The sequence below is a fragment of the Myxococcota bacterium genome, assembly GCA_041389495.1.
Taxonomy (GTDB): Bacteria; Myxococcota_A; UBA9160; order UBA9160; family UBA4427; genus JAWKRT01.
Genome location: JAWKRT010000002.1, coordinates 1,020,791 through 1,042,907 on the forward strand (window position 1 = coordinate 1,020,791; position 22,117 = coordinate 1,042,907).

The 22,117-nt window shown below is 74.7% G+C and carries 21 protein-coding genes; 14 read left to right on the forward strand and 7 right to left on the reverse strand.

All coding sequences use genetic code 11. The features are described from left to right. Position 1: 1 nt before the first annotated feature. Positions 2–1,324 carry a DUF1214 domain-containing protein gene (locus R3E88_15245; protein MEZ4217839.1) on the forward strand — a complete coding sequence of 441 codons (1,323 nt, stop codon included), beginning with the start codon at positions 2–4 and terminating at the stop codon, positions 1,322–1,324. Here R3E88_15245 and R3E88_15250 read toward each other — a convergent pair. Beyond that, entirely contained in the window at positions 1,321–1,521 is a 201-nt protein-coding gene (locus R3E88_15250) for a hypothetical protein (GenBank protein ID MEZ4217840.1), read from the reverse strand. The two genes, R3E88_15245 and R3E88_15250, sit on opposite strands and share 4 nt — an antisense overlap. Positions 1,522–1,729: 208 nt before the next feature. On the opposite strand from R3E88_15250, the gene R3E88_15255 reads away from it, so the two are divergent. The 6 genes from R3E88_15255 to R3E88_15280 all read left to right on the forward strand — a co-directional run bounded on the left by R3E88_15255 (position 1,730) and on the right by R3E88_15280 (position 9,451). Further along, positions 1,730–2,308: a sigma-70 family RNA polymerase sigma factor gene (locus R3E88_15255; GenBank protein ID MEZ4217841.1), complete on the forward strand. Its 579-nt coding sequence runs from the start codon at positions 1,730–1,732 to the stop codon at positions 2,306–2,308. A gap of 346 nt (positions 2,309–2,654) precedes the next feature. Next, entirely contained in the window at positions 2,655–2,999 is a 345-nt protein-coding gene (locus R3E88_15260) for a hypothetical protein (protein ID MEZ4217842.1), read from the forward strand. Next, on the forward strand, positions 2,996–3,946 hold the full coding sequence (locus tag R3E88_15265) for a DUF4097 family beta strand repeat-containing protein (GenBank protein MEZ4217843.1): 951 nt from the start codon (positions 2,996–2,998) through the stop codon (positions 3,944–3,946). The genes R3E88_15260 and R3E88_15265 overlap by 4 nt, the downstream gene beginning before the upstream one ends. Positions 3,947–4,212: 266 nt before the next feature. Continuing rightward, the gene (locus R3E88_15270) at positions 4,213–4,902 is read left to right on the forward strand and encodes a helix-turn-helix domain-containing protein (protein ID MEZ4217844.1); all 690 of its coding nucleotides are present in this window, start codon (positions 4,213–4,215) and stop codon (positions 4,900–4,902) included. Then, positions 4,899–6,266, forward strand: a complete 1,368-nt coding sequence (locus R3E88_15275) for an efflux RND transporter periplasmic adaptor subunit (protein ID MEZ4217845.1) — start codon at positions 4,899–4,901, stop codon at positions 6,264–6,266. Before R3E88_15270 ends, R3E88_15275 begins: the two co-directional genes overlap by 4 nt. A 5-nt stretch (positions 6,267–6,271) precedes the next feature. Then, positions 6,272–9,451: an efflux RND transporter permease subunit gene (locus R3E88_15280; GenBank protein ID MEZ4217846.1), complete on the forward strand. Its 3,180-nt coding sequence runs from the start codon at positions 6,272–6,274 to the stop codon at positions 9,449–9,451. Positions 9,452–9,466: 15 nt separating this feature from the next. Here R3E88_15280 and R3E88_15285 read toward each other — a convergent pair whose 3' ends face one another. After that, positions 9,467–10,324 carry an SDR family NAD(P)-dependent oxidoreductase gene (locus R3E88_15285; protein MEZ4217847.1) on the reverse strand — a complete coding sequence of 286 codons (858 nt, stop codon included), beginning with the start codon at positions 10,322–10,324 and terminating at the stop codon, positions 9,467–9,469. Positions 10,325–10,426: 102 nt separating this feature from the next. Between R3E88_15285 and R3E88_15290 the strand changes: the two genes are divergently transcribed. Continuing rightward, complete coding sequence (locus tag R3E88_15290; GenBank protein ID MEZ4217848.1) at positions 10,427–11,290, forward strand: LLM class flavin-dependent oxidoreductase; 864 nt, start codon at positions 10,427–10,429, stop codon at positions 11,288–11,290. An 11-nt stretch (positions 11,291–11,301) separates the two neighbouring features. On the opposite strand, the gene R3E88_15295 is transcribed toward R3E88_15290, so the two are convergent. Further along, positions 11,302–12,087, reverse strand: a complete 786-nt coding sequence (locus R3E88_15295) for an SDR family NAD(P)-dependent oxidoreductase (GenBank protein ID MEZ4217849.1) — start codon at positions 12,085–12,087, stop codon at positions 11,302–11,304. A gap of 11 nt (positions 12,088–12,098) precedes the next feature. Next, positions 12,099–12,899 (reverse strand): SDR family oxidoreductase, encoded by an 801-nt coding sequence (locus tag R3E88_15300; GenBank protein MEZ4217850.1) that lies wholly within the window; start codon positions 12,897–12,899, stop codon positions 12,099–12,101. 84 nt (positions 12,900–12,983) lie between these two features. Here R3E88_15300 and R3E88_15305 point away from each other — a divergent pair, with 84 nt between their 5' ends. Next, positions 12,984–13,424 carry a VOC family protein gene (locus R3E88_15305; protein ID MEZ4217851.1) on the forward strand — a complete coding sequence of 147 codons (441 nt, stop codon included), beginning with the start codon at positions 12,984–12,986 and terminating at the stop codon, positions 13,422–13,424. Between the two features lie 20 nt (positions 13,425–13,444). On the opposite strand, the gene R3E88_15310 is transcribed toward R3E88_15305, so the two are convergent. Beyond that, a complete protein-coding gene (locus R3E88_15310) occupies positions 13,445–14,275 on the reverse strand; it encodes an SDR family NAD(P)-dependent oxidoreductase (GenBank protein MEZ4217852.1) in 831 nt (276 codons plus the stop codon). Positions 14,276–14,362: 87 nt separating this feature from the next. Between R3E88_15310 and R3E88_15315 the strand changes: the two genes are divergently transcribed. Both R3E88_15315 and R3E88_15320 read left to right on the forward strand, forming a co-directional pair. Further along, positions 14,363–15,493, forward strand: a complete 1,131-nt coding sequence (locus R3E88_15315; protein MEZ4217853.1) for a nitronate monooxygenase family protein — start codon at positions 14,363–14,365, stop codon at positions 15,491–15,493. A gap of 185 nt (positions 15,494–15,678) precedes the next feature. Next, positions 15,679–16,368 carry a hypothetical protein gene (locus tag R3E88_15320; protein MEZ4217854.1) on the forward strand — a complete coding sequence of 230 codons (690 nt, stop codon included), beginning with the start codon at positions 15,679–15,681 and terminating at the stop codon, positions 16,366–16,368. Between the two features lie 24 nt (positions 16,369–16,392). Here R3E88_15320 and R3E88_15325 read toward each other — a convergent pair whose 3' ends face one another. Beyond that, complete coding sequence (locus R3E88_15325; protein ID MEZ4217855.1) at positions 16,393–17,697, reverse strand: amidohydrolase family protein; 1,305 nt, start codon at positions 17,695–17,697, stop codon at positions 16,393–16,395. A 198-nt stretch (positions 17,698–17,895) separates the two neighbouring features. Between R3E88_15325 and R3E88_15330 the strand changes: the two genes are divergently transcribed. The 3 genes from R3E88_15330 to R3E88_15340 all read left to right on the forward strand — a co-directional run bounded on the left by R3E88_15330 (position 17,896) and on the right by R3E88_15340 (position 21,186). Then, complete coding sequence (locus R3E88_15330) at positions 17,896–19,356, forward strand: FAD-dependent oxidoreductase (GenBank protein ID MEZ4217856.1); 1,461 nt, start codon at positions 17,896–17,898, stop codon at positions 19,354–19,356. 82 nt (positions 19,357–19,438) lie between these two features. Beyond that, positions 19,439–20,140, forward strand: coding sequence for a glycosyltransferase family 39 protein (locus tag R3E88_15335; GenBank protein ID MEZ4217857.1), 702 nt, complete (start codon positions 19,439–19,441; stop codon positions 20,138–20,140). Next, entirely contained in the window at positions 20,137–21,186 is a 1,050-nt protein-coding gene (locus R3E88_15340) for a tetratricopeptide repeat protein (GenBank protein MEZ4217858.1), read from the forward strand. Before R3E88_15335 ends, R3E88_15340 begins: the two co-directional genes overlap by 4 nt. Here R3E88_15340 and R3E88_15345 read toward each other — a convergent pair. Beyond that, positions 21,173–22,111, reverse strand: coding sequence for a VOC family protein (locus tag R3E88_15345; GenBank protein ID MEZ4217859.1), 939 nt, complete (start codon positions 22,109–22,111; stop codon positions 21,173–21,175). The genes R3E88_15340 and R3E88_15345 overlap by 14 nt on opposite strands. Between the last annotated feature and the right edge of the window lie 6 nt (positions 22,112–22,117).

Here is a 22,117-nt window from a genome sequence, read left to right on the forward strand (position 1 = left end):
CGTGGCGGGGGACGCGGGAGCCCCGGGCGACGAGGGCGGCCGGCGCGCGGGCGCCGCGCTCGGCGGCAAGGCGCTCTCGAAGCAGGTGATGGTCGACGGCGTGAAGCTGCGACCCGAGCGGCGCGGCGACGCCGAGGACGCGCGCCGGCTCGTCGCGGGCGACGCGTGGCGCGACCTGTGCCGCGCGCTCGAGCGCGCGGGCGACGCGCTGCTCGCGGCGGAGAATCCGGCCGACGAACGGACGCGCGCCGAGGGCTTCCGCTACCTGCTCGGCCTCGCGACGGTCGGCATCCGGCAGGGCTTCGAGCTCGCCGACCGCGAGCACCCCGTCTTCGTCCGCATCGAGGACCCGTGGGCGAAGTGGGGCGCGGAGAACGCCGACAACCACTACCTGCACGCGCACGTGCGCAGCGACCGCACCTACCGCATCCGCGGCGAGCGCGGGACGTGCCTCGACTTCCTGATCGAGGTCAAGGAGGGCTTCATGCACCTCGGCGACGTGCGCAACTTCGCGACGCTCGCCGCGCACGACCTCCGCATCGAGCCCGACGGGAGCTTCGAGATCGTCGCGAGCCGCGAGCGCACGGGCGCGGCCGAGGGCTGCGCCAACTGGCTGCCGCTGCACCCCGACGCCGCGCAGATCACGATCCGCGAGTACCTCTACGACTGGTCGCGCGAGGAGCCCGCGCGCTTCACGATCGAGTGCATCGAGGCCGCCGGGTGCGCGCCCGCGCCGCCCGACGCCGCCGCCACGGCGCGCGTGCTCGACGACGTCGGCCACTTCGTCGAGACGACGACGCGTTTCTGGGCCGAGTGGGTGCCCGAGCTGCGCGACGCGCACGTGCCGGGCCGGCTCGCGCCCGCGCGCATGTTCGTCGGCGGCGCCGACGACATCCGCTACGGCAACGACCTCTACCGGCTCGGCGAGGGCGAGGCGCTCGTGATCGAGACGGCCGTGCCGGACGCGCGCTACTGGCACTACCAGCTCTGCAACGAGTGGTTCGTCACGATGGACTACGCGAACCGCCAGACGAGCCTCAACGGCGCGCAGCTGCGCATCGACGGCGATGGGCTCGTGCGCATCGTCGTCGCCCACGAAGACCCGGGCGTGCCGAACTGGCTCGACACCGGCGGCGCGCGCGAGGGGATGATCCAGTACCGCTACGTGTGGACGAAGGACGCGCCGCAGCCGCGCATCGCGACCGTTCCTCTCGGCGAGCTGCGCGCGCACCTGCCCGCGGACACGCCGCACGTCCCGCCCGCCGAGCGACGCACGCGCATCGCGGAGCGCCAGCGCGCGATCGCGCGGCGCATGCGCGTCTAGCGAGCGAGGAGCTCCGGCGCGGGCGCGTGCAGCAGAGGGGCTTCGCAGGTGGCGACGCTCACGGAATCCGCAACGTCGCGCGCAGGGGAGTCGCCGCGGGCCTGCGTCGCGGCGACCGCCGCGAGCAGCGCGAGCCACAGGAGCGGCCCGACCCACACCCGCCCGATCCGTCCGAGCCCGCCGCGCGTCGTCGCCATGCCCGCCTCCTCGCCCCGCCGTCGCGCCCCCGCGCGCCCGCGTCGTCGTCCTCGCATCCGGCGGTTCGACGGGCCGGCGGGCGAGAGGGTTTAGTCGGGTCGATCGCCGCGCGCGGCGCGGCACCGCCCGCGCGGCCGGCTAAACCCTCCGTCGATCCCGCCCGTCCAAGCCGCAGCGAGGACGCGCAGTGAGGAGTGCCCGACCGCCTTGTCCACGGACGGCGAACGCGACGACGAAGGCGAGCTCGTGCGGCGCGCCGCGCGCGGCGACGTCGACGCCTACGAGGCGCTCTACCGCGCGCACGCGGGGCGCGTGTTCGCGCTGTGTCTGCGCATGGCGCGCGATCGCGGCGAGGCGGAGGGGCTCGTGCAGGACGTCTTCGTGCGGGTCTGGGAGCGGCTCGGCTCGTTCCGCGGCGACGCGGCCTTCGCGACCTGGGTGCACCGCGTGGCGGTGAACGTCGCGATCGAGCACCTGCGCGCGCAGGGACGGCTGCGCGACCGCATCGACGCCGAGGCCGACGTCGAGGCCGTCTTCGACGACTCGTTCTTCGCGCGCGCCGGGAGCGACGTCGACCTCGAGCGCGCGATCGCGAAGCTGCCGCCGCGCGCGCGGCTCGTGTTCGTGCTGCACGACGTGGAAGGGCACGGGCACCGCGAGATCGCGTCGCGCATGGGCGTCGCGGTGGGAACGTGCAAGGCGCACCTGCACCGCGCGCGAGGCCTCCTGCGCGCGGCGCTCGGGGGCGAGCCGGCGCCGGTCGCACCGGCGGAGGAGACGGGATGACGAGTCCGTGGAACCGGTGGTGGCACCGCCTGCGCGGCGACGCGGCGGACGCGGCGGACGGACGCGGCGGACGACGCGGCCGGCGCGGCGGACGACGCCCTCCGGGCGCGCGCGCGCGCCTGCCGCGCGCGCTCGAGCCCGAGCGCGATCTCTTCCCGGAGATCGCCGCGCGCCTCGAGGCGGCGCGGCGCGAAGCCGCGCGCGGCGACGGCGCGCGGGCCCGAAGCGCGCGCTTCGCGACGGCGCGCGCGGGGCGCCGCCCGCTCGCGCGACGCGCGCGGGCGGGCTCTCGCGCCCGCTCGTCGCCGCGGCCGCCGCGCTCGCGCTCGTCGTCGCGACCGCGGGCGTGACCGCCTGGGTGATGCGCCCGCCGTCGATGCCGAGCGCGCCCGACGAGATCGCCGCGCTCGCGGCGCGCGTGCGCGCGCGCGACGGCGTCGGCGACGTGCACGCGAGCCTCGTCGCCATCCTCGACGCGCGCCGCGATGCGCTTCCGCCCGACGTCGTCGCCGCGCTCGAGGAGAACCTGCGCAGCTTCGACCGCGCGGTGGCGGAGATCCACGTCGCGCTCGCGCGACACCCCGGCGAGGCGACGCTCGCCTTCCTGCTCGCGGAGACGTACCGGCGCGAGGCCGAGCTGCTCGAGCGCCTCGAGTGGTGGACGGGCGACGCCCGGGAGGAGAGGTCATGACGGCAGCGGTGCGGGTGCGCGTCGCGGCGGCGCTGCGCGTCGCGTGTGCGGTCGCGTGTGCGGTCGCGTGCGCGGCGGGCGCCGCGCGCGCGGACGACGACCGCGGCGAACGCCGCTTCGCGGCGCGGCCCGACGTGTCGGTCGACGTCAGCGCGATCTCGGGGAGCGTCGAGATCCGCGGCTGGGATCGCGACGAGGTGCGCGTGCGCGTGCGCGGCGCGGGCGCCGACGCGATCGAGATCGAGGCCGGCGGCGGCAGCGAGCCCGCCGACTGGGTGGCGGTGCGCGCGCCCGGGCGTCGGGGGCTGTGGCTCGGCGGCGGTGTCGACGTCGACGTGCGGCTCGACGTGCCGCGCGCGAGCGAGGTGCGCGCACGCATCGTGAACGGGCCGATCCGCGCGAAGGACGTCGCCGGCCGGCTCGCGCTGCACGCGGCGAACGGGCGGATCGAGGTCCGCGGCGAGCCGGCGGAGGCGACGCTCGAGACGATGAGCGCGGACATCGAGCTGCGCGGACGGGGAACGCGCGTCGACGCGCGCTCGGTGAGCGGCGCGGTCGAGCTGCGCGGCGTCGCCGACGAGGTGGTGGTGTCGACCGTGAGCGGCTCGATCCGCGTCGACGGCGAGGCGCTCGAGCGCGCCGACCTGCGCAGCATGTCGGGCTCGGTCGAGCTCGCGGGCTCGCTCGCGCCCGACGCGCGCGTCGACCTGCGCAGCTACAGCGGCAGCCTCACGGTCGAGCTCCCGGCGGACGCGTCGGCGCGCTTCGACGTCCAGAGCTTCAGCGGCAGCATCCGCAGCGAGCTCGGCGCGTCGTCGCGGCCGGACGGCGCGCCCGAGCTCGGCCGGCCCGGTGGCGGCCGGCGCGTCGAGCTCGTGGCGGGCGAGGGCGACGCGCGCGTCGCGATCGACACCTTCAGCGGGAGCGTCCGGATCGAGGCGCGCTAGCGCGGCCGCCGCTCGGCGGGCTCGGCGCCCGGCTGGGAGGCCCGCCTGCGGGCCCGCCCGGGGCCCGTCCGTCCGGGCGCGGGTGTCTCGGGGCCGCCGCCCCGTTCGCGCGCGCCGTCCCGCCCGCTTGACGGCGGCGCGAACGCAAAATAGGGTTCAAGCGTTTCGTTTGAAGCGCCCCATTTCGACGAGACGCGCCGCGGGCCTCGCCGTCCCCGGCGCGCGCGTCGTCGCGCGGCCACCCGGCGCGCGTCGCGAGCGAGCCCATGATCGATACGAAGGACCGCATTCTCGATGCGGCCGAGGCCCTCTTCGCGCGCCAGGGCGTCGCCGCGACGTCGCTGCGCAGCGTGACGGCCGAGGCCGGCGTCAATGGCGCCGCCATCCACTACCACTTCGGGTCGAAGACGGCGCTCGTGCAGGCGCTGATCGAGCGTCGCGTGGCGCCGATCAACGACGAGCGACTCGCGCGGCTCGCGGAGCTCGAGGCAGCGGCGGGCGCGGCGCCGGTCGCGGTCGAGGCGCTGCTGCGCGCATTCCTGTCGCCCATGGTGCGCCGCGGCAGCGAGGGCGGTCGGCCCGGCGAGCCGCGGCTCGCCGGCCTCTTCGCCTGGCTCCACGGCGACGACGACTCGCACGCCGCGGCGATCCGCGCGCGCTTCGACGCGGTGAAGCGCCGCTTCGCGAAGGCGCTCGCGCGCGCGACCGGTGGGAGCGACGCCGCGCTCGCGGGCGAGTGGCTCGACGCGGCGATGGGCGCGGCGCTGCCGCTCCTCGCAGCGGTTCGCGCGCAGCGCGCGCGCGACGTCGACGACCGCTTCGAGCGGCTCGTCGCCTTCCTGGTCGGCGCCGTCGAGGCGGCGAGCGCGCGCGAGCGCCGGCGGCGCGCACCCGCGCGCGGGCGCGCGTCCGGCGCCGCGCGGCGCGCGGCGCGCGGCGCGGGGGGGCGGGCATGAGCCGCGCGCCCACGCCGCGCCGCCCGCCCGGCCCGCACGATTCCCGCGACGAGCGCGCGCGCGGCGCAGGCGACGACGCGGCCGCCGCGGGTGCGAGCGCGACCGGCGAGGCCGTCTCGACGGGGCGCATGCTCGGCGGCGTCGCGATCGCGGTCGTCGCGACCGCGCTCGCCGTGTTCGCGCTCGTCTGGGCGCGCCGGAGCCCCGAGCGCGTCGAGCCGCCGGTCGTGCTGCCGCTCGTGCGCACGACGGTCGCCGAGCCCCAGACGCGCCGCATGTTCGTGACGGCCTACGGAAGCGTCGAGCCGCGCACCGAGAGCGACCTCGTCGCCGAGGTGCGCGGTCGCATCGTGCGCGTGTCGCCCTCGCTCGTCGCGGGCGGCTTCTTCGAGGCGGGCGAGGAGCTCCTCGCGCTCGACGCGCGCGAGGCGCGCATCGCCGTCGACCGCGCGCGCGCGCAGGTGAAGCTGCGCGCGAGCGAGTCGAAGCTCGCGGCGGCGGATGCCGAGCGGCGGCGCCAGCTCGCCGAGCGCGGCGCGGCGAGCGCGGCCGACCTCGAGCAGTTCGAGAGCCGTGCGCAGGTGGCGCGCGCGCAGCTCGAGGAGGCGCGCGCGCAGCTCGCGCAGGCGGAGCTCGACCTCGAGCGCACCGTGCTGCGCGCGCCCTTCGAGGGGCGCGTGCGCGAGCGCTTCGTCGACCTCGGACAGTTCGTGAATCCGGGCGCCCGGCTCGCGCGCATCTACGCCGTCGACTACGCGGAGGTGCGGCTCCCGATCTCGACCGACGAGCTCGTGCACCTCGACGTGCCGCTCGGGATCGCGCGCCGCGAGCGCGTCGGCGAGACGCTGCAGCCGGCCGCCGCGGACGCGCCGACCGACGCGGGCGAGAGCGGCGGCGTCGGCTCGCCGGTCGCGCTCCGCGCGCAGCTCGGCGGGCGCGACGTCGAGTGGGAGGCGCGGCTCGTCCGCACGGAGGGAGAGATCGACGCGCGCACGCGCACGCTCCACGTCGTCGCGCGCGTCGACGACCCGTACGGGCTCCACGGCGCGCCGACGCTCCCGCTCCCGGCGGGCCTCTTCGTCGAGGCGCGCATCCGCGGGCGCGAGCGCGAGGACGTGTACGTGCTGCCGACCGCCGCGCTGCGCGACGGCGATCGCGTGTACGTGGTCGAGCGGCGCGGCGAGGACGAGGTGCTGCGCATGCGCGACGTCGAGCTCGCGCGCCGCGGCGCGTCGGAGATCGTCGTCGCTTCCGGGCTCGCGCCGGGCGAGCGCGTCGTCGTGTCGCCGCTGCGCGCGGCGATCGACGGGATGCGGCTGCGCGTGAAGGACGACGCCGCGCCCGCGGAGGGGCCCGCGTCGTGAACGCGATGATCGCGTGGTTCGCGCGCAACCGCGTCGCCGCCAACCTCCTGATGTGGGCGATCCTGATCGCGGGCTGGGTCGCGCTGCCGACCATCAAGCAGACGATCTTCCCCGACTTCCCGGTCAACCTCGTCTCGGTGACGGTCGTGTACCCGGGCGCCTCGCCCGAGGACATGGAGCGGTCCGTCACGCTGCGCATCGAGGAGGAGCTCGAGGGCCTCGAGGGCGTGAAGGAGATGACCTCGTCGGCGAACGAGGGCGCGACGAACGTGCTGATCGAGCTCGAGACCGGCGCGGACATCGCGAAGGCGCTCGACGAGATCCAGACGCGCGTGGACTCGATCGACACGTTCCCGGAAGAGGCCGAGAAGCCGATCGTCCAGGAGATCCTGTTCCGCACGCAGGTCCTCGACATCGCCGTCCACGGCGACGTCGCCGAGCGCAGCCTGAAGGAGCTCGGCCAGCAGGTGCGCGACGAGATCGCCGCGCTGCCCGGCGTCTCGCAGGTCGACCTCGTGGGCACGCGTCCGTACGAGGTGTCGATCGACGTCAGCGAGGCGGCGCTGCAGCGCTACGGCCTGCGCTTCGAGGACGTCGCGCTGGCGGTGCGCCGCTCGTCGCTCGACGTGCCGGGCGGCTCCGTCAAGACGAAGGGCGGCGAGATCCTGCTGCGCACCGACGGCCAGGCCTACTGGGGCGACGAGTTCGCCAGGCTCCCGGTGGTGACGCGCGACGACGGCGCGCGCGTGCTCGTCGGCGACGTCGCGGCCGTGCGCGACGACTTCGAGGAGTCGAGCAAGTACGCGACGCTCGACGGCGAGCGCGCGGTCTTCGTGCAGGTCTACCGCGTGGGCGACCAGCACGCGCTCGACGTGGCGCGCGCGGTGAAGGGCTACCTGGCGACGCTCGAGACGCGCCTGCCCGACGGCGTCTCGGTCACGATCTGGGACGACGACTCGAAGTACCTGTCCGACCGCATCGGGATGATGCTGCGCAACGCGCGCAGCGGCTTCGTGCTCGTGGTCGTCCTGCTCGCGATGTTCCTCAAGCTCCGCGTGGCACTCTGGGTCGCCGTCGGCGTCCCCGTCTCGGTCGCGGGCGGCGTGGCGCTGATGCCGGCGCTCGGCATCGACATCAACATCCTGTCCGTCTTCGCGTTCATCATGGCGCTCGGCATCCTCGTCGACGACGCGATCGTGACGGGCGAGAACATCTACTCGCACATGGAGCGCGAGCCCGGCGACCCGATGGGGGCGGCCATCCGCGGCACCCAGGAGGTCGCGGTGCCCGTCGTGTTCGGCGTGCTCACGACGATCGCGGCCTTCGCGCCGTTCGCGCTCGTCGAGGGGCACTCGAAGATCATGGCCGTCTCGATCGGCGGCGTGATGATGGCGTCGCTCGTGTTCTCGCTGATCGAGTCGAAGTTCGTGCTGCCCGCGCACCTCGGCCACAGCCGCAACCTCGACCGGCCGCCGCGCAACCCCGTCTCGATCCGCTGGGCGGCGTTCCAGCGCGCCGTCGCGCGCGGGCTCGCGTGGTTCGTCGAGGACGTGTACGGCCCCGCGGTGCGTCGCTGCATCGCCTGGCGCTACGTCACCGTCGCCGCGTCGTTCGGCGTCTTCGCGTTCGCCATCGCGCTGGTCGCCACCGGGGCGGTGAAGTCCGTGATGATGCCGACGATGGAGCGCGACAGCGTGTCGGCGCGGCTGCGCATGCCGCTCGGCACGCCGATCGCCGAGACCGAGAGCGCGATGGCGCAGATCGAGGCGGCCGCGCGCGTGCTCGTCGACGAGCTCGACGCGGGGCGGCCCGACGACGAGCCGCCGCGCTTCGAGCACAGCGTGACGATGATCGGCACGCAGCGGTCGTTCGGCGCGGACGAGCGCCGCTCGGCGACCGGCCAGTCGCACCTCGCGGAGATGACGCTGCGCCTGTCGCCGAGCGAGTCGCGGAGCGTGCGCTCGCCCGAGATCGCCGACCGCTGGCGCGATCTCACCGGCGCGATCCCGGGCGTCGAGGAGCTCGTCTTCACCGGCCGCTTCAAGCACTTCGGCGAGCCGATCGACGTCGAGCTGCGTTCGGAGGACACGGACGTGCTGCGCGCGGCGAGCGCGGAGCTGCAGGAGCGGCTCGCGCACTACCCGGGCATCACGGACATCCGCGACTCGTACGTCGAGGGCAAGCAGGAGCTCGTGCTCGCGATCCGTCCGGCGGCCGAGGCGCTCGGGCTCACGCTCGAGGACCTCGGCCGGCAGGTGCGCCAGGCGTTCTACGGCGCCGAGGCGCAGCGCATCCAGCGCGGCCGCGACGAGGTCAAGGTGATGGTGCGGTATCCGGAGGAGGGGCGTCGCTCGCTCGCCGACGTGGAGCGCATGCGCATCCGGCTCCCGGACGGCACCGCGGTCCCGTTCGCGTCGGTCGCGCGCGCCGAGCTGCGCCGCGGGCCGGCCTCGATCTTCCGCGTCGACCGGCAGCGCCGCATCCGCGTGACGGCCGACGTCGACGAGACGCTCGCCAACGCGCAGGAGATGGCGACCGAGATCGAGACGAAGCTCGTGCCGCCGCTGCTCGCCGAGTTCCCGGGCGTCTCGTGGTCGTTCCGCGGCGAGCAGGAGGAGAGCCGCGAGGCGAACTCGGGGCTCGCGCGCGGCTTCGTCGTCGGCCTCACCGCGATCTTCATCCTGCTCGCGACGCCGCTGCGTTCCTACACGCAGGGGCTCGTGATCATGCTCGCGATCCCGTTCGGCTACGTCGGCGCGGTCGTCGGCCACCTCGTCTTCCAGCAGGAGATGAGCTTCCTGTCGATGACGGGCGTGCTCGCGTGCGCGGGCGTCGTCGTGAACGACAGCCTCGTGCTGATCACGTTCATGAACCGGCTGCGCGAGGAGGGCATGACGGCGCTCGAGGCCGCGGCGCGGGCGGGGCAGTCGCGCTTCCGCGCCATCCTGCTCACCTCGCTCACGACCTTCGCGGGCCTGATCCCGATCATGGCCGATCGCACGTCGCAAGCGCAGTTCGTGAAGCCGATGGCGCTGTCGCTCGGCTTCGGCGTGCTCGTCGCCACCGTGTTCACGCTGCTGATGATCCCGGCGGCGGTGATGATCGTCGAGGACGTGACGGCGCTCGCGTCGCGCGGGCGCGAGGCGCTCGCGCGCCGCCGACGCGTCGCGCTCGGCGAACGCTAGGCGGCGCGGACGCGGTCAGGCGCGCGCGCGCAGCGCGTCGAGGTCGGCGAGCAGCGCCGCGCCGCGCGCCTCGATCGCCGGGCCGACGTTCCGGTCCGTGAAGATCCACGCGCGGTTGGCGCGGATGCCGTCGAGTACGATCGGCCCGACCTGCTCGGGTTGCAGCGCGGTGGCGCGCAGCGCCTCGGGCACCTCGCCCGCCGGCGGCGCGCTCGGGCCGCCGAAGCGCGCCGGGCGGTTGCGCGCCGACGTCGCCGACAGCTCCGTCAGGACGAAGCCCGGGCACAGCGACGACACGCCGATGCCCTCGGCGGCGAGCTCGCCGCGCAGGATCTCCGTGTAGCCGGCGCAGGCCATCTTCGACGCCGTGTAGATGCCGACCTGCAGGCCGGGGAAGGCGAGGAGCCCCGCCATCGAGGACGTGTTCACGACGTGCGCGGGCTCGCCGCGCCCGCGCGCCGCGCGCAGCGCGGGCAGGAAGGCGCGCACGCTCGCGACGATGCCGAACACGTTCACCTCGAAGACGTAGCGCCAGTCGTCCTCGGAGCGCGCGTCCATCGGGCTCTGCGGCAGCACGACGCCCGCATTCGTCGAGAGCACGTGGACGGCGCCGAAGGCGTCGAGCACCGCGTCCCGTGCGGCGTCGAGCGAGGCGGCGCTCGTCACGTCGCACGCGAGCCCGATCGCGCGCGCGCCCGCGCGCGCCTCGGCCCCGAGCGCCTTCGCCGCGCTCGCGGCCGCCTCGGCCTGCACGTCGAGCACCGCGACGTGGGCGCCCGCGCGCGCGAACGCGAGCGCGATGCCGCGCCCGATGCCGTTGCCGCCGCCGGTGACGACGGCGGTGAGCCCCTCGAACGACGCGATCGACGTCATGGCGCCTCCCCGTGTCCGCGCTTTCGCTTGCCGCGCGCGCGCGAGCCGTTCACGATACCCGAGCCCCGGCGACCGAGGGCGTTCGAAGCGAGGGTCCGCGCCATGTACTTCACGTTCAACGACTCGATGTGCGACCTCTCGCACTACGTCCCGCTCGCGAAGGCGGCCGACGCGCTCGGCTATCGCACGTTCTCGATCGGCGACAGCATCTGCTATCCGGAGGTCGCCGAAGGCGAGTACCCGTACCTCGAGAGCGGCGACCGCAGCTTCCTCGACGGCGCTCCGTTCCCCGACCCGTTCCAGCTCGCCGCGCACCTCGCGGCGGTGACCGAGCGCCTGATCTTCCGGACGGGCGTGCTGAAGCTCCCGATCCGCGAGCCCGTGCTCGTCGCGAAGCAGGCGACCTCGCTCGCGTGCCTCACGAACGGCCGCTTCGAGCTCGGCGTCGGGCTGTCGCCGTGGATCGAGGACTTCCGCGTCACCCACACGGACTGGAAGAGTCGCGCCACGCGGATGGAGGAGATGATCGCGATCCTCCGCGGGCTCGCGACCGGCGACTACTTCGAGTTCCACAGCGCGCACTACGACATCCCGCGCATCAAGCTCTGCCCCGTGCCCGGGCGCCTCCCCATCTTCTACGGCGGCCACAGCGAGCCCGCCTGGCGCCGCGCCGCGCAGCTGTGCGACGGCTTCACGTTCGCCGGCGGCACGAAGGCCTACACCATCGAGATCACGAAGAAGCTGCGCGCCTACCGCAGGGAGGCGGGCAAGGAGCGCGAGCCCTTCTTCGTCCACGCCGGCGTCACCGACCTCGCCGGCCTCGACGACATCAAGGAGCTCGAGGACGCGGGCGTCGACGAGCTCTCGTTCGGGCCGCGCAACCCGTACGAGAAGGACACGATGACGATCGAGCAGAAGCTCGCCGCCGCCGAGACCTTCGCGAACCAGGTGATGGCGAAGCTGTAGGGCCCGCCCGCCTAACCGAGCCCGAGCGCGCGGCGCAGATTGGGCTGGCCCGTGCAGGCGGTGAGGCCGCCGTCGACGACGAGCGCGTGGCCGGTCACGTAGGTGGCATCGTCGCTCGCGAGGAACGCGATCGCCGATGCCACCTCGTCGGCCGTGCCGAAGCGCGCCATCGGGATCGCCTTCGCGTACTCGTCCATCACCGCGTCGATCGCCTTCGCCACGTCCGTCATCGGCGTGTCGATCGGGCCCGGGCACACGCAGTTCACGCGGATGCCCTGGTCGGCGTGCTCGATCGCGAGCGCGCGCGTGAGGTTCACGACGCCGGCCTTCGCGGCGTTGTAGGCGGGGAGCGCGTAGTCGCCGCCGATGCCCGAGATCGACGCCGTGTTCACGATCGCGCCGCCGCCCGCCGCGCGCAGGTGGGGGAGGGCGGCGCGGCAGCCGTAGAAGACCGAGTCGAGGTCGATCGCGATCACGCGGTGCCAGGTGTCGGCGTCGAGGTCGGGCAGCGTGCCCGCGCCCATGATGCCCGCGTTGTTGACGAGCACGTCGAGCCGGCCGTGCGCATCGACGGCGGCCTCGACGAGGCGTGCGACCTGCGCCTCGTCCGTCACGTCGGTGCGCCGGAAGCGCGCGCCCGTCTCGGCCGCGACGCGCTCGCCGCCGCCGACCTCGACGTCGCCGAGCACGAGCTTCGCGCCCTCGCGCGCGAGGCGGCGCGCCGTCGCCGCGCCGATGCCCGAGCTCGCCCCCGTCACCACCACCACCTTGTCCGCGAAGCGCTGCGCCGTCTGCATGGCGGCGCACGCTAGCGCGCGGGCGGGGCCATCGGCGACGGCGTCGCGAGCGTCGAGTGGACGGCGCCGTCGACGCACAGGAGCGCGCCGCTCACATAGCGAGCTTCGTCGGACGCGAGGAAGACCGCGGCGTCGGCGATCTCCTCGGGCGTGCCGAGGCGCCCGAGCGGGACCTGCGCGGCGAAGCCCGCGAGCCCGGACGGGAGGCGGTCGAGCGCGGCGGCGAGCTGCGGCGTCGCGATCGGGCCCGGCGAGATCGCGTTGGCGCGCACGCCGTCGCGGCCGAACTCGAGCGCGAGGCTGCGCACGAGCGCGACGACGCCCGCCTTCGCCGCGCCGTACGCCGCGAGCCCGGGCACCGCGCCGAGGCCCGCGCCCGACGACGTCGCGACGATGGCGCCGCCGCCCGTCGCGCGCATCGCGCGCACCGCGGCCTGCGCGCCGAACCAGACGCTGTCGAGGTTGAGCGCGAGGATGCGCCGCCACGCCGTCTCGTCGGTGTCGAGCGTCGGCTGCGGCGCCGCGCCGCCGGCGACGAAGTCGGCGACGTCGAGCCGCCCGTGGCGCTCGACCGCGAGCGCGACGAGCGCGTCGTTCGTCGCGCGCGCGGAGGCGTCGCCGGCGAGCGTCGCGACCTCGGCGCCCGCGTCGCGCGCCTCGGCCGCGACCGCCTCGAGGCGCTCGGCGTCGACGTCGTTCAGCGCGAGGCGCGCGCCCTCGCGCGCGAACGCGAGCGCGGTGGCGCGGCCGATGCCGCTCCCCGCCGCCGTCACGATCGCGCTCCGCCCCTCGAGTCGCCGCCCGTCCGTCATGCGCGTCGCCGCCTCCGTCTCCCCGCCGCGCGCGCGGCGTGGGACACTGCGCGCGTTCTACCACGCCGCTCGGGAGGGCCCGCCATGTCCACGTCGCCGTCGCCGCCCGCCGCCGCGCCGCTCCCCGCGCGCAAGCTCCAGCTCGGCATCCTCGTCGCGAGCCTCGATGCGACGATCGCATCGCTCGAGCGCGTGCTCGGCCTCGGGCCGTTCCGCTTCCTCGACGTGCCCGAGGCGGGCGTGCGCGCGGCGTTCGCCGACTGGGCGGGCGTCGAGATCGAGCTGCTCGAGGCGGCGAACGACGAGGTCGCGCAGGCGCACGCGGCGTTCCTGAAGGGGAGGCCGGCCCGCCTGCAGCACGTGGGCGCCTACGTGCCCGACGTCGACGCGGCCGTCGGACGCCTGCGCGGCGAGCGCGTGCGCATGCTGATCGACGACCTCGCCGCCGAGACGGGACGCGCCGCGCTCGCCGACCTGCGCAGCGAGGCCGGCTTCCTGCTCGAGCTGGTCGAGGCGGCTCGTTAGGCGCGGCGCCGGTCGCGCGCTCAGGCCATCACGCCGCCGCCGTCGACGGCGATCGCCTGGCCGTTCACCCAGCGCGCGTCGTCCGAGCACAGCCACACCGCGGCGGCCGCGACCTCCTCGGGCGTGCCGAGCCGCCCGCCCGGGACGAAGCGCGCCATCTGGTCGAGCGGCATGGGCGCGTTCGCGCGCAGCATGGGCGTGTCCGTCGCGCCCGGAAGGATGGCGTTGCAGCGGATGCCCTGGCCGCCGAACTCGCTCGCGACCTGGCGGTTGAGGCCGAGCAGCGCGTGCTTGGCGGCCGTGTAGTGGGGCTGGCCGGGCGCCGGGATGCGCCCCGCGCCCGACGACGTGATGCAGAGCGCGCCGCGCAGGCCGTGCTCGGGGCGCGGCTCCTGTGCCGTCATGACACGCAGCTCGTGCTGCAGGCACAGGAACGCGCCCGTCAGGTTCACGGCGATCATGCGGTTCCACGCGTCGAGCGGGAGGTCGAGGAAGGCGCGCGGCGGGTCGGACATGCCGGCGTTGTTGAACGCGGCGTCGAGGCGGCCGAAGCGCGCGACGGCCGCGGCGACCATCGCGCCGACCGAGGCATCGTTGCTCACGTCGACCTCGACGGGGAGCGCCTCGGCGCCGAGGCGCTCGATCTCACTCGCCACCGCGCGCGCGCCGCTCGCGGCGAGGTCGGCGACGACGACGCGCGCGCCGCCGCGCGCGAACTGCAGCGCGGCGGCGCGGCCGATGCCGCTCGCCGCACCGGTCACGAGCGCGACCCGTCCGTCGAAGCGCGCGTCGCCCGGGCCCGCCTCGCTCCGACCCGCCTCGCCCCGACTCCGATCGGATCGCTCCGCCATGCGCGCGCCTCGCGTGACCCGTCGTGCGCTATCGCCGCGGGGGGCGCTTCTTATACCATGCGCGCGCACACGAACCCCGGAGGCCCCATGCACACCGAGCTCTGCGACCGACTCGGCATCGAGTTCCCGATCTTCGCCTTCACGCACTGCCGCGACGTCGTGGCCGCGGTGTCGCAGGCCGGCGGCTTCGGCGTGCTCGGCGTCGTCGGCTTCTCGCCCGAGCAGATCGAGCAGGAGCTCAAGTGGATCGACGAGCACGTCGGCGACCATCCCTACGGCGTCGACCTCGTGATCCCGTCGAAGTACGAAGGCCAGGCGATGGGCAAGGTCGATCCGGCCGAGCTCGAGGCGCAGCTCAAGAAGCTCGTTCCGCAGGAGCACCGCGACTTCGCGAAGAGGCTGCTCGCGGACGCCGGCGTGCCCGAGCTGCCGGCGGGCCAGGGACGCCAGAGCGAGCTCATGGGATGGACGGCCGCGACGGCGGCGCCGCAGCTCGAGGTCGCGCTCGCGCACGACAAGGTGAAGCTGATCGCGAACGCGCTCGGCACGCCGCCGCGCGACGTGATCGACACCGTGCACGCGAGCGGACGCCTGATGGCGGCGCTGTGCGGGAAGGTCCACCAGGCCGTGCGCAACAAGGAGGCCGGCGTCGACATCATCATCGTGCAGGGGCACGAGGGCGGCGGCCACACGGGCGAGATCGGGTCGATGGTGCTGTGGCCGCAGGCGATCGCGGCCGTCGCGCCGACGCCCGTGCTCGCGGCCGGCGGCATCGCGAGCGGCGCGCAGGTCGCGGCCGCGCTCGCGATGGGCGCGCAGGGCGTGTGGACGGGGTCGCTGTGGCTCACGGTCGCCGAGTCGGCGAGCGAGCCCGCGCAGATGGAGAGCTACCTCAAGGCCACGAGCGGCGACACCGTGCGCTCGCGCAGCTACACGGGCAAGCCGTGCCGCATGCTGCGCAACGACTGGACCGACGCCTGGGAGGCGCCCGAGAACCCGAAGCCGCTCGGCATGCCGCTCCAGGGCATGGTGACGGTCGACGCCATCCAGCGCACCAGTCGTTATGCGGACAAGGCGCAGCGCGTCGCGTTCAACCCCGTCGGCCAGGTCGTCGGCATGCTCAACGAGGTGCAGACGAGCCGCGAGGTCATCCAGCGCATGGTCGAGGAGTACGTCGACGCGTGCGAGCGGCTCACCGCGGTGAACGCGCGCGCCTGAGCGCCGATCGACCGGGTCGGCGACCCCGGGCGGCGCGCCGTTCGAGACTTCGTTGCCACATGCGCTCGCGTGCGCCCACTCTCACTGGAGCGGAGGGCGGCTCGATGCGGTTCGTTCGGAGCGCGCGCTCGATCCTTTTCGCGACCGCCGCGGTGCTCGCCTTCGCGTCCCCGGGCGACGGCGCGGTGAAGGTCTATTCGGCGACTCCTCCCGGCGGCACGCCCGGCGACGAGATCCTGTTCACCACCTCGCTGTCGACGCCCGCGCAGCCCTCGCCGGGCCGGGTGGAAGGTCACTACCGGCTCGAGGACACGGGCGGCAGCGCGGTGGCGATCCGTGCGTGGGAGCAGGTCCGCACGCTGCGCGTCGATCTCGGCCCGGCCGACCTCGTGCCGCTCTTCGGGCCCGGTGCCTTTGCGTTCGTGTCCGGCGACGCGACGTTCGCGCCGACGCTCGGGCAGACGGGTGTCGGGAGCGTCGCCCCGGGCGGAGGGGTCGCCTGGGGAGTGCTCGGCGGGTGGACGCGCACGGGGTCGGTCTTCTGCGTGGCGAGCCCCGCTGTGTTCTGCACGAGCGGCGTCGCCGTGCCGAACGGCGTGACGACGGCGTGGGCGCCGGCGCCGTCGTCGACCTACGACCTCGGTACCTGGAGCTTCGACGCGAACGGCGACTTCGAGGCGGTGACGGGATACATCTACCGGACCGCCTTCGGCGGCCTGTCCAACGAGCAGTTCCTGCTGCGCGGCACGCTCGTCGGCGATGGTGTCCCGGCACTCCCCGGCGTCGCGCTCCTCTCGCTCGTCGCGGGCCTGCTCGCGGCGGGCGCGCGCCGCGTCGTGCGGCGGCGCGATGGGGCGGCCGGGCTCGATCGTTAGGCGACCCTGCAGGCCGAGCGGGAGCTAGCCCGCCATCCGGTCGCGGACGACCTTGCCGTCCTTCATCACGAGGCGGATGCCCGTGCGAAGCACGCCGATGTCCTTCGACGGGTCGCCGTCGACGACGAGGAGGTCGGCGAGCCGGCCGGCGCGGACGGTGCCGAGCTCGTCGCCCATGCCCATCGCCTCGGCACCGTTCTTCGTCGCCCACCGCAGCACGGAGAGCGCCGGGATGCCGAGCTGCTGCGTGTAGACCTCGTACTCCGACACGTAGTCGCCGTGCGGCATCATCGGATAGCCGAAGTCGTCGCCGACGAGCAGGCGGACGCCCGCCTTCTCCATCAGCGGCACCATCTTGCACGTGTACTCGAAGTCGCGCCGCACGCCGGCGAGGCGCTCGAGCACGCGGTCGAGCGGCTCCGGGAAGCCCTCGCCGATCGGGAACGTGGCCTGCGAGTGGTCCCAGCTCTCGGCGAACTGCAGGAAGCGCACGCTCCACAGCATGCTCGGCGTCACCGCGGCGTCGGCGCGCAGCACGGCCTCGATGCCCTCGTCGTCGATCTTGTCCGCGTGGTCGATGATGCGCAGGCCCGCCTTCGCGCACATCTTGATTCCCTTGGCGGACGCGCAGTGCGCGCGCACGATGGCGCCGAGCTCGGCCGCCGTCGAGACGGCGACGTCGAGCTCGGGCTGCGTGTAGTACGAGATCTCGCGCGCGGGCGCCGAGCCGTGGCCGGGCGAGACCGAGAGCTTCACGACGCCGCAGCCGCGGCCGACCTCCTCGCGCACCGCCGCGCGCATCTCCTCGACGCCGTTGACGCGGCGGATGAGCCCCTGCGCGCCGACCTCCATGTACCACGAGCGGTTCGTGCCGTCGGCCATGTCGCCGCTCGCCATGAACTCGTGCGTGCACGCGAGGATGCGCGGGCCCTCGACGATGCCGATCGTCATCGCGTCCTTGAGGCACACGTCGAGGTGGCCCGGGTTGCTCGAGCCGATCACCGACGTGACGCCCGCGTCGAGCGCGATGCCGGCGTTGCGCGCCGCGATCATGCCCATGTAGGGCAGCGGCGCGTCGAGGCCGAGGATGGGCGGCTGCGTGAGCGAGGGCGCGGGGCCGAAGCCCGAGTGGAAGTGCGCGTTCACCATGCCCGGCATGAGCGACTTCCCGCCGAGGTCGATCACGCGATCGTCGGCGCCCGTGGCGACGGGGCCCGTCCCGACGCTCGCGATGCGCTTGCCGTCGACGACGACCGTCGAGCCCGGAACGGCGGCGTTCTCGCCGTCGAGCAGGTTGGCGTTGCGGAAGACGATGCGGCCCTCGCCCATGGTGCGCTGTGCCTCCGGTGGTGACGCGTCCGGCGGCTCGGCGGGCCGTCGGGCCGCGCGCGAGCGGCGCGTAGACTACTCGCTCCCCGTCGCCCCGTGCCAGAATGGCGCGCCGTGCCAGGAAGCGCGGGCTTCGCTACTCACGCGCCGCCCGCGCCGCGGGCGCCGTCTTCCCACGAGCCGAGGAGAGCCGTCCCGATGAGCGAGTCGAGCAAGGTCGTGTACGAGGTGATCGACGCGAAGGGCGTCCCGAAGTGGGACGACGAGGTCGACCTCGTCGTGTGCGGGCTCGGCGCGTCGGGCTCGGCGACGGCGTGCGAGGCCGCGCTCCAGGGCGGCGCGGTGCTCGTGCTCGAGCGCGCGAGCGGCTTCGGCGGCATCACGGCGAACGCCGCGGGCCACGTCTACGCGGGCGGTGGCACGCGCGTGCAGAAGGCCGTCGGCGTCGACGACTCCGTCGAGGCGATGAAGACGTACCTGATGGAGATGACGCCCGAGCCCGACGAGGAGAAGATCGACCTCTTCTGCAACGACTCGGTCTCGCACTTCGACTGGCTCTCCGACAACGGCGTCCCGTTCAACAACACGATGTACAAGGGCAAGCACGTCCTGCAGCCGACGGACGAGTGCCTGATCTCGTCGGGCAACGAGGAGGTGTACCCCTACCGCGAGCACGCGAAGCCCGCCTACCGCGGCCACAAGGTCGCCGTCCACGGCGAGCACGGCGGCATCAAGCTCGTCGAGTGCCTGGTCGAGCGCGCGAAGTCGCTCGGCGTCGAGGTCCGCTACGAGTGCTACGTGCAGAAGCTCGTCCGCGACGGCGATCGCATCGTCGGCGTCCTCTACCGCACGCTCGACGGCGAGACGAGGCACGCGCGCGCGCGCAAGGGCGTCGTGCTCTGCATGGGCCACTTCAGCGGCAACGTCGAGATGATGAAGAAGTACACGCCGCTGCTCGCGGACAAGCGCGTGTACAAGCAGGCGACGCCGGCGTGCGACGGCGCGGGCATCCAGCTCGGCCTCGCCGCCGGCGGCGAGGCCCTGCACATGGACGGCGCGCTCGTGACGTGCCCGTTCTATCCGCCGGAGAGCCTGATCAAGGGCATCCTCGTCAACAAGCACGGCAAGCGCTTCGTCGCCGAGGACTCGTACCACTCGCGCACGAGCATCTTCATCACCAAGCAGCCCGACGGCGTCGCCTACCTGATCGCCGACGACGAGATCTTCGGCCGGCCCGAGTTCGGCGGCTACGAGGTGATCGACGCGTACGAGACGTTCGAGGAGATGGAGGAGGGGCTCGGCATCCCGGGCCTCGCCGCCGAGCTCCGCCGCTACAACGAGAACGCCGAGAAGGGCGAGGACCCCGACTTCCACAAGGGCAAGAAGTGGCTGCGCCCGCTGACGAAGGCGCCGTTCGCCGCGATGCAGGCCTCGTTCGGCAAGAACTTCTTCGTGGGCTTCACGCTCGGCGGGCTGCGCGTGTCGAAGGACGCCGAGGTGCTGCGCGCGGACGGCTCGCCGATCGCCGGGCTCTACGCGGCGGGCGCGTGCGCGTCGAACATCGCGCAGGACGGCACCGGCTACTCGAGCGGCACGTGCATCGCGGAGTCCACCTACTTCGGACGCCGCGGCGCGCGGCATGCCCTCGGCAAGGCCTAGCGAGCCCGGAGGCGGAAGCTTCGCGCGCGCGCGCCGGCGCGCGCACGCGCTCGCACGGGCCGGGCGGCTCGACGCGTGGGCCGTGTTCGCCGCCGCACTCGCGCTGCGGCTCGCGCACGGCGCGGAGATCCGCGCGCACGACCCGTTCTTCGCGTCGCCCTCCGTCGACGGGCGCGTGTACGACGCGTGGGCGCGCGCGATCGCGGGCGGCGACCTCGTCGGCGACGGCGTCTTCTTCCTCGGCCCGCTCTACGCCTACCTGCTCGGCGCGGTCTACGCGCTCGTGCACGCCGTCGCCGGCGACGGGGCCGACCCGAGCGCGCGCTTCGCGGTCGCCCGGACGCTCCAGCTCGCGGGCGGCGCGGCCGCGGCGGCGGGCCTGTGCGCGCTCGGCCGCCGCCTGTTCGATCGCCGCGTCGGGCTCGTCGCCGGGCTCGGCCTCGCGCTCTACCCGATGGCGATCTTCTACGAGGGCACGGGCCTCGTCGCCTCCGTCCAGATGCCGATCGCGGTCGGCGTGCTCCTCGCCGCGGTGCGCGCGGGCGAGCGCCCGGGCGCGGGGCGCGGCGCCGTGCTCGGGCTCGCGATCGGCATCGCCGCACTCGCGCGCCCGAACGCGCTGCTCTTCGCGCCGCTCCTCGGCGCCGGCCTCGCGGCCGCGCCGCGCGGCGAGGCGCGCCGCCGGCGGCGCGCGCGCTCGGCGGTCTCGCCGCCGGGCTCGCGCTCGCGCTCGCCCCGTCGCTCGCGCACAACCGCGTCGCGGGCGGCGAGTGGGTGCTCGTGACGGCGACGGGCGGCATGAACCTCTACGTCGGCCACCACGCGCGCGCCGACGGCACGTTCTTCACCGTGCCGTCCGACTTCGCCGCGTCGGAGTTCGATTCGCCCGAGGAGCAGCGCGACACGAGCCGCCGCGTCGCCGAGGAGCGCACGGGTCGGGCGCTGTCGGCGGGAGAGGTCTCGAGCTACTGGCGAGGCGAGGCGCTGCGCGCGATCGCCGCCGGGCCCGCGCGCTGGCTGCGGCTCGAGCTGCGCAAGCTCGCGCTCTTCGCGAATGCCGGCGAGGTCTGGAACGACCGCGCGCCGCAGCTCGAGCGCGAGTTCTCGTGGGTGATGCGGCTCCCGCTGCCGGGCTTCGGCGTCGTCGCGCCGCTCGCCTTCGTCGGGATGGCGCTCTGCGCGCGCCGCGCGCCGCCGCCGTGGCGCGCGGCGAGTCCGTGGCCGCGGCGCGCGCTGTGGCCGCTCTACGCGAGTGTCCTCGTCGCGCTCGCGACCGCGCTCGCGTTCTTCGTGCTCGCGCGGTACCGCTTCCCGGTCGTGCCGGCGCTGCTGCTCTTCGCGGCGGCGGCGCTCGTCGACACGGCCGACGCGCTGCGCGCGCGCCACGTGCGCCGCGTCGCCGCCCGCGCGCTCGCGCTCGCCGCGCTGCTCGTCGTCGCGCACCTCCCGATCGCGCCGAGCCACCTGCACGTCGCGCACTTCAACCTCGCGAACCGCTACCGCGCGCGCGGCGACCTCGAGCGCGCCGTCGCGCACTACGAGGCCGCGCTGCGCATCGCGGCGCGCCACCTCGCTTCGATCGACGCGCTCGCGCGCACGCTCGAGGAGCTCGGCCGGCGCGACCGCGCCATCGCGGGCTTCCGCTACCTGCGCGACGTCGCGCGCGAGCGCGGCGCGGCCGCCTGGGAGGCGCACGCGAACGAGCGGCTGCGCGCCCTCGGCGCCGACGCCGCGGGCGGCGTCGATCGGGCGACCGAAGCTGCGAGCGGCGCCGGCGATGCCGATCGCGGCGGGAGTGGGCGCGGGGCGCGCGGCGTCAGCCGCGAATGATGGGCGCCTCGATCAGCTCGAGGCACGTGCCGTCGGGATCGGGGAAGAACACCGCCCACACGCCCTCGACCGGGATCTCGGGCCCCATGTCGAGGAACACGGGCTCCGAGCACGCGACGCCCATCCTCCGCAGCTCGTCCGCGCCCGCGCGCGCGTCCTCGACGAGGAACGCCATGCGGTAGATGCCGAGGTGGTTCGCGCTCGCGTACGGCCGGCCGACGGGCGCGGGGCGCTTCCACTCGAGCAGGTCGATCGCGAACGGCGTGCCCTTCGCGAACAGGAAGGCGGCCTCGTAGTCGCAGTCGCCCTCGAAGCCGAACGGCGCGCCGGGAATCGGGCCGGGGGCGCTCGTGCCGCGCACCTCGAGGCCGAGCACGTTCTCGTACCACGCGCGCGAGCGCGCGAGGTCGCTGCAGTTCACGTTGACGTGCAGCAGGCGGACGCCCGCGCTGCCGGGCTGCTCGATGAACTCGACGAGCGTGCCGTCGGGGTCGCGCGTGAAGAGCGCGCGCACCGAGGCGGCGTGCTGGCTCTGGATGGCGACGTCGGCGGGCGGCGACAGGCAGGGCACGCCGAGCGAGAGAGCGCGCGCGTGCACGGCCTCGATGTCCGGAGTCGCGAAGCAGATGCGGAACATGCCGAGGTGGTTCGCGGGCTCGTACGGGCGGCCGACGGGCCCCGGCCGCTTCCACTCGAGCAGGTCGATCGCGGGCGAGCCGTCCTCTCCGCCGCCGCGGCCGTCGTGCATCATCCACGCGTCCCACTGCACGTCGCCGGACATGCCGAAGCCGCCCCCGTCCTGGAGCGGCGGATGCGTGTGGAACAGGGCGTCGAGCCCGACGAAGTCGCGGTAGAAGGCGACCGAGCGGGCGAGGTCCGAGCAGTTCACGTTGCAGTGCTGGATGCGCAGGATGTCGAGGGCCATGGGCCG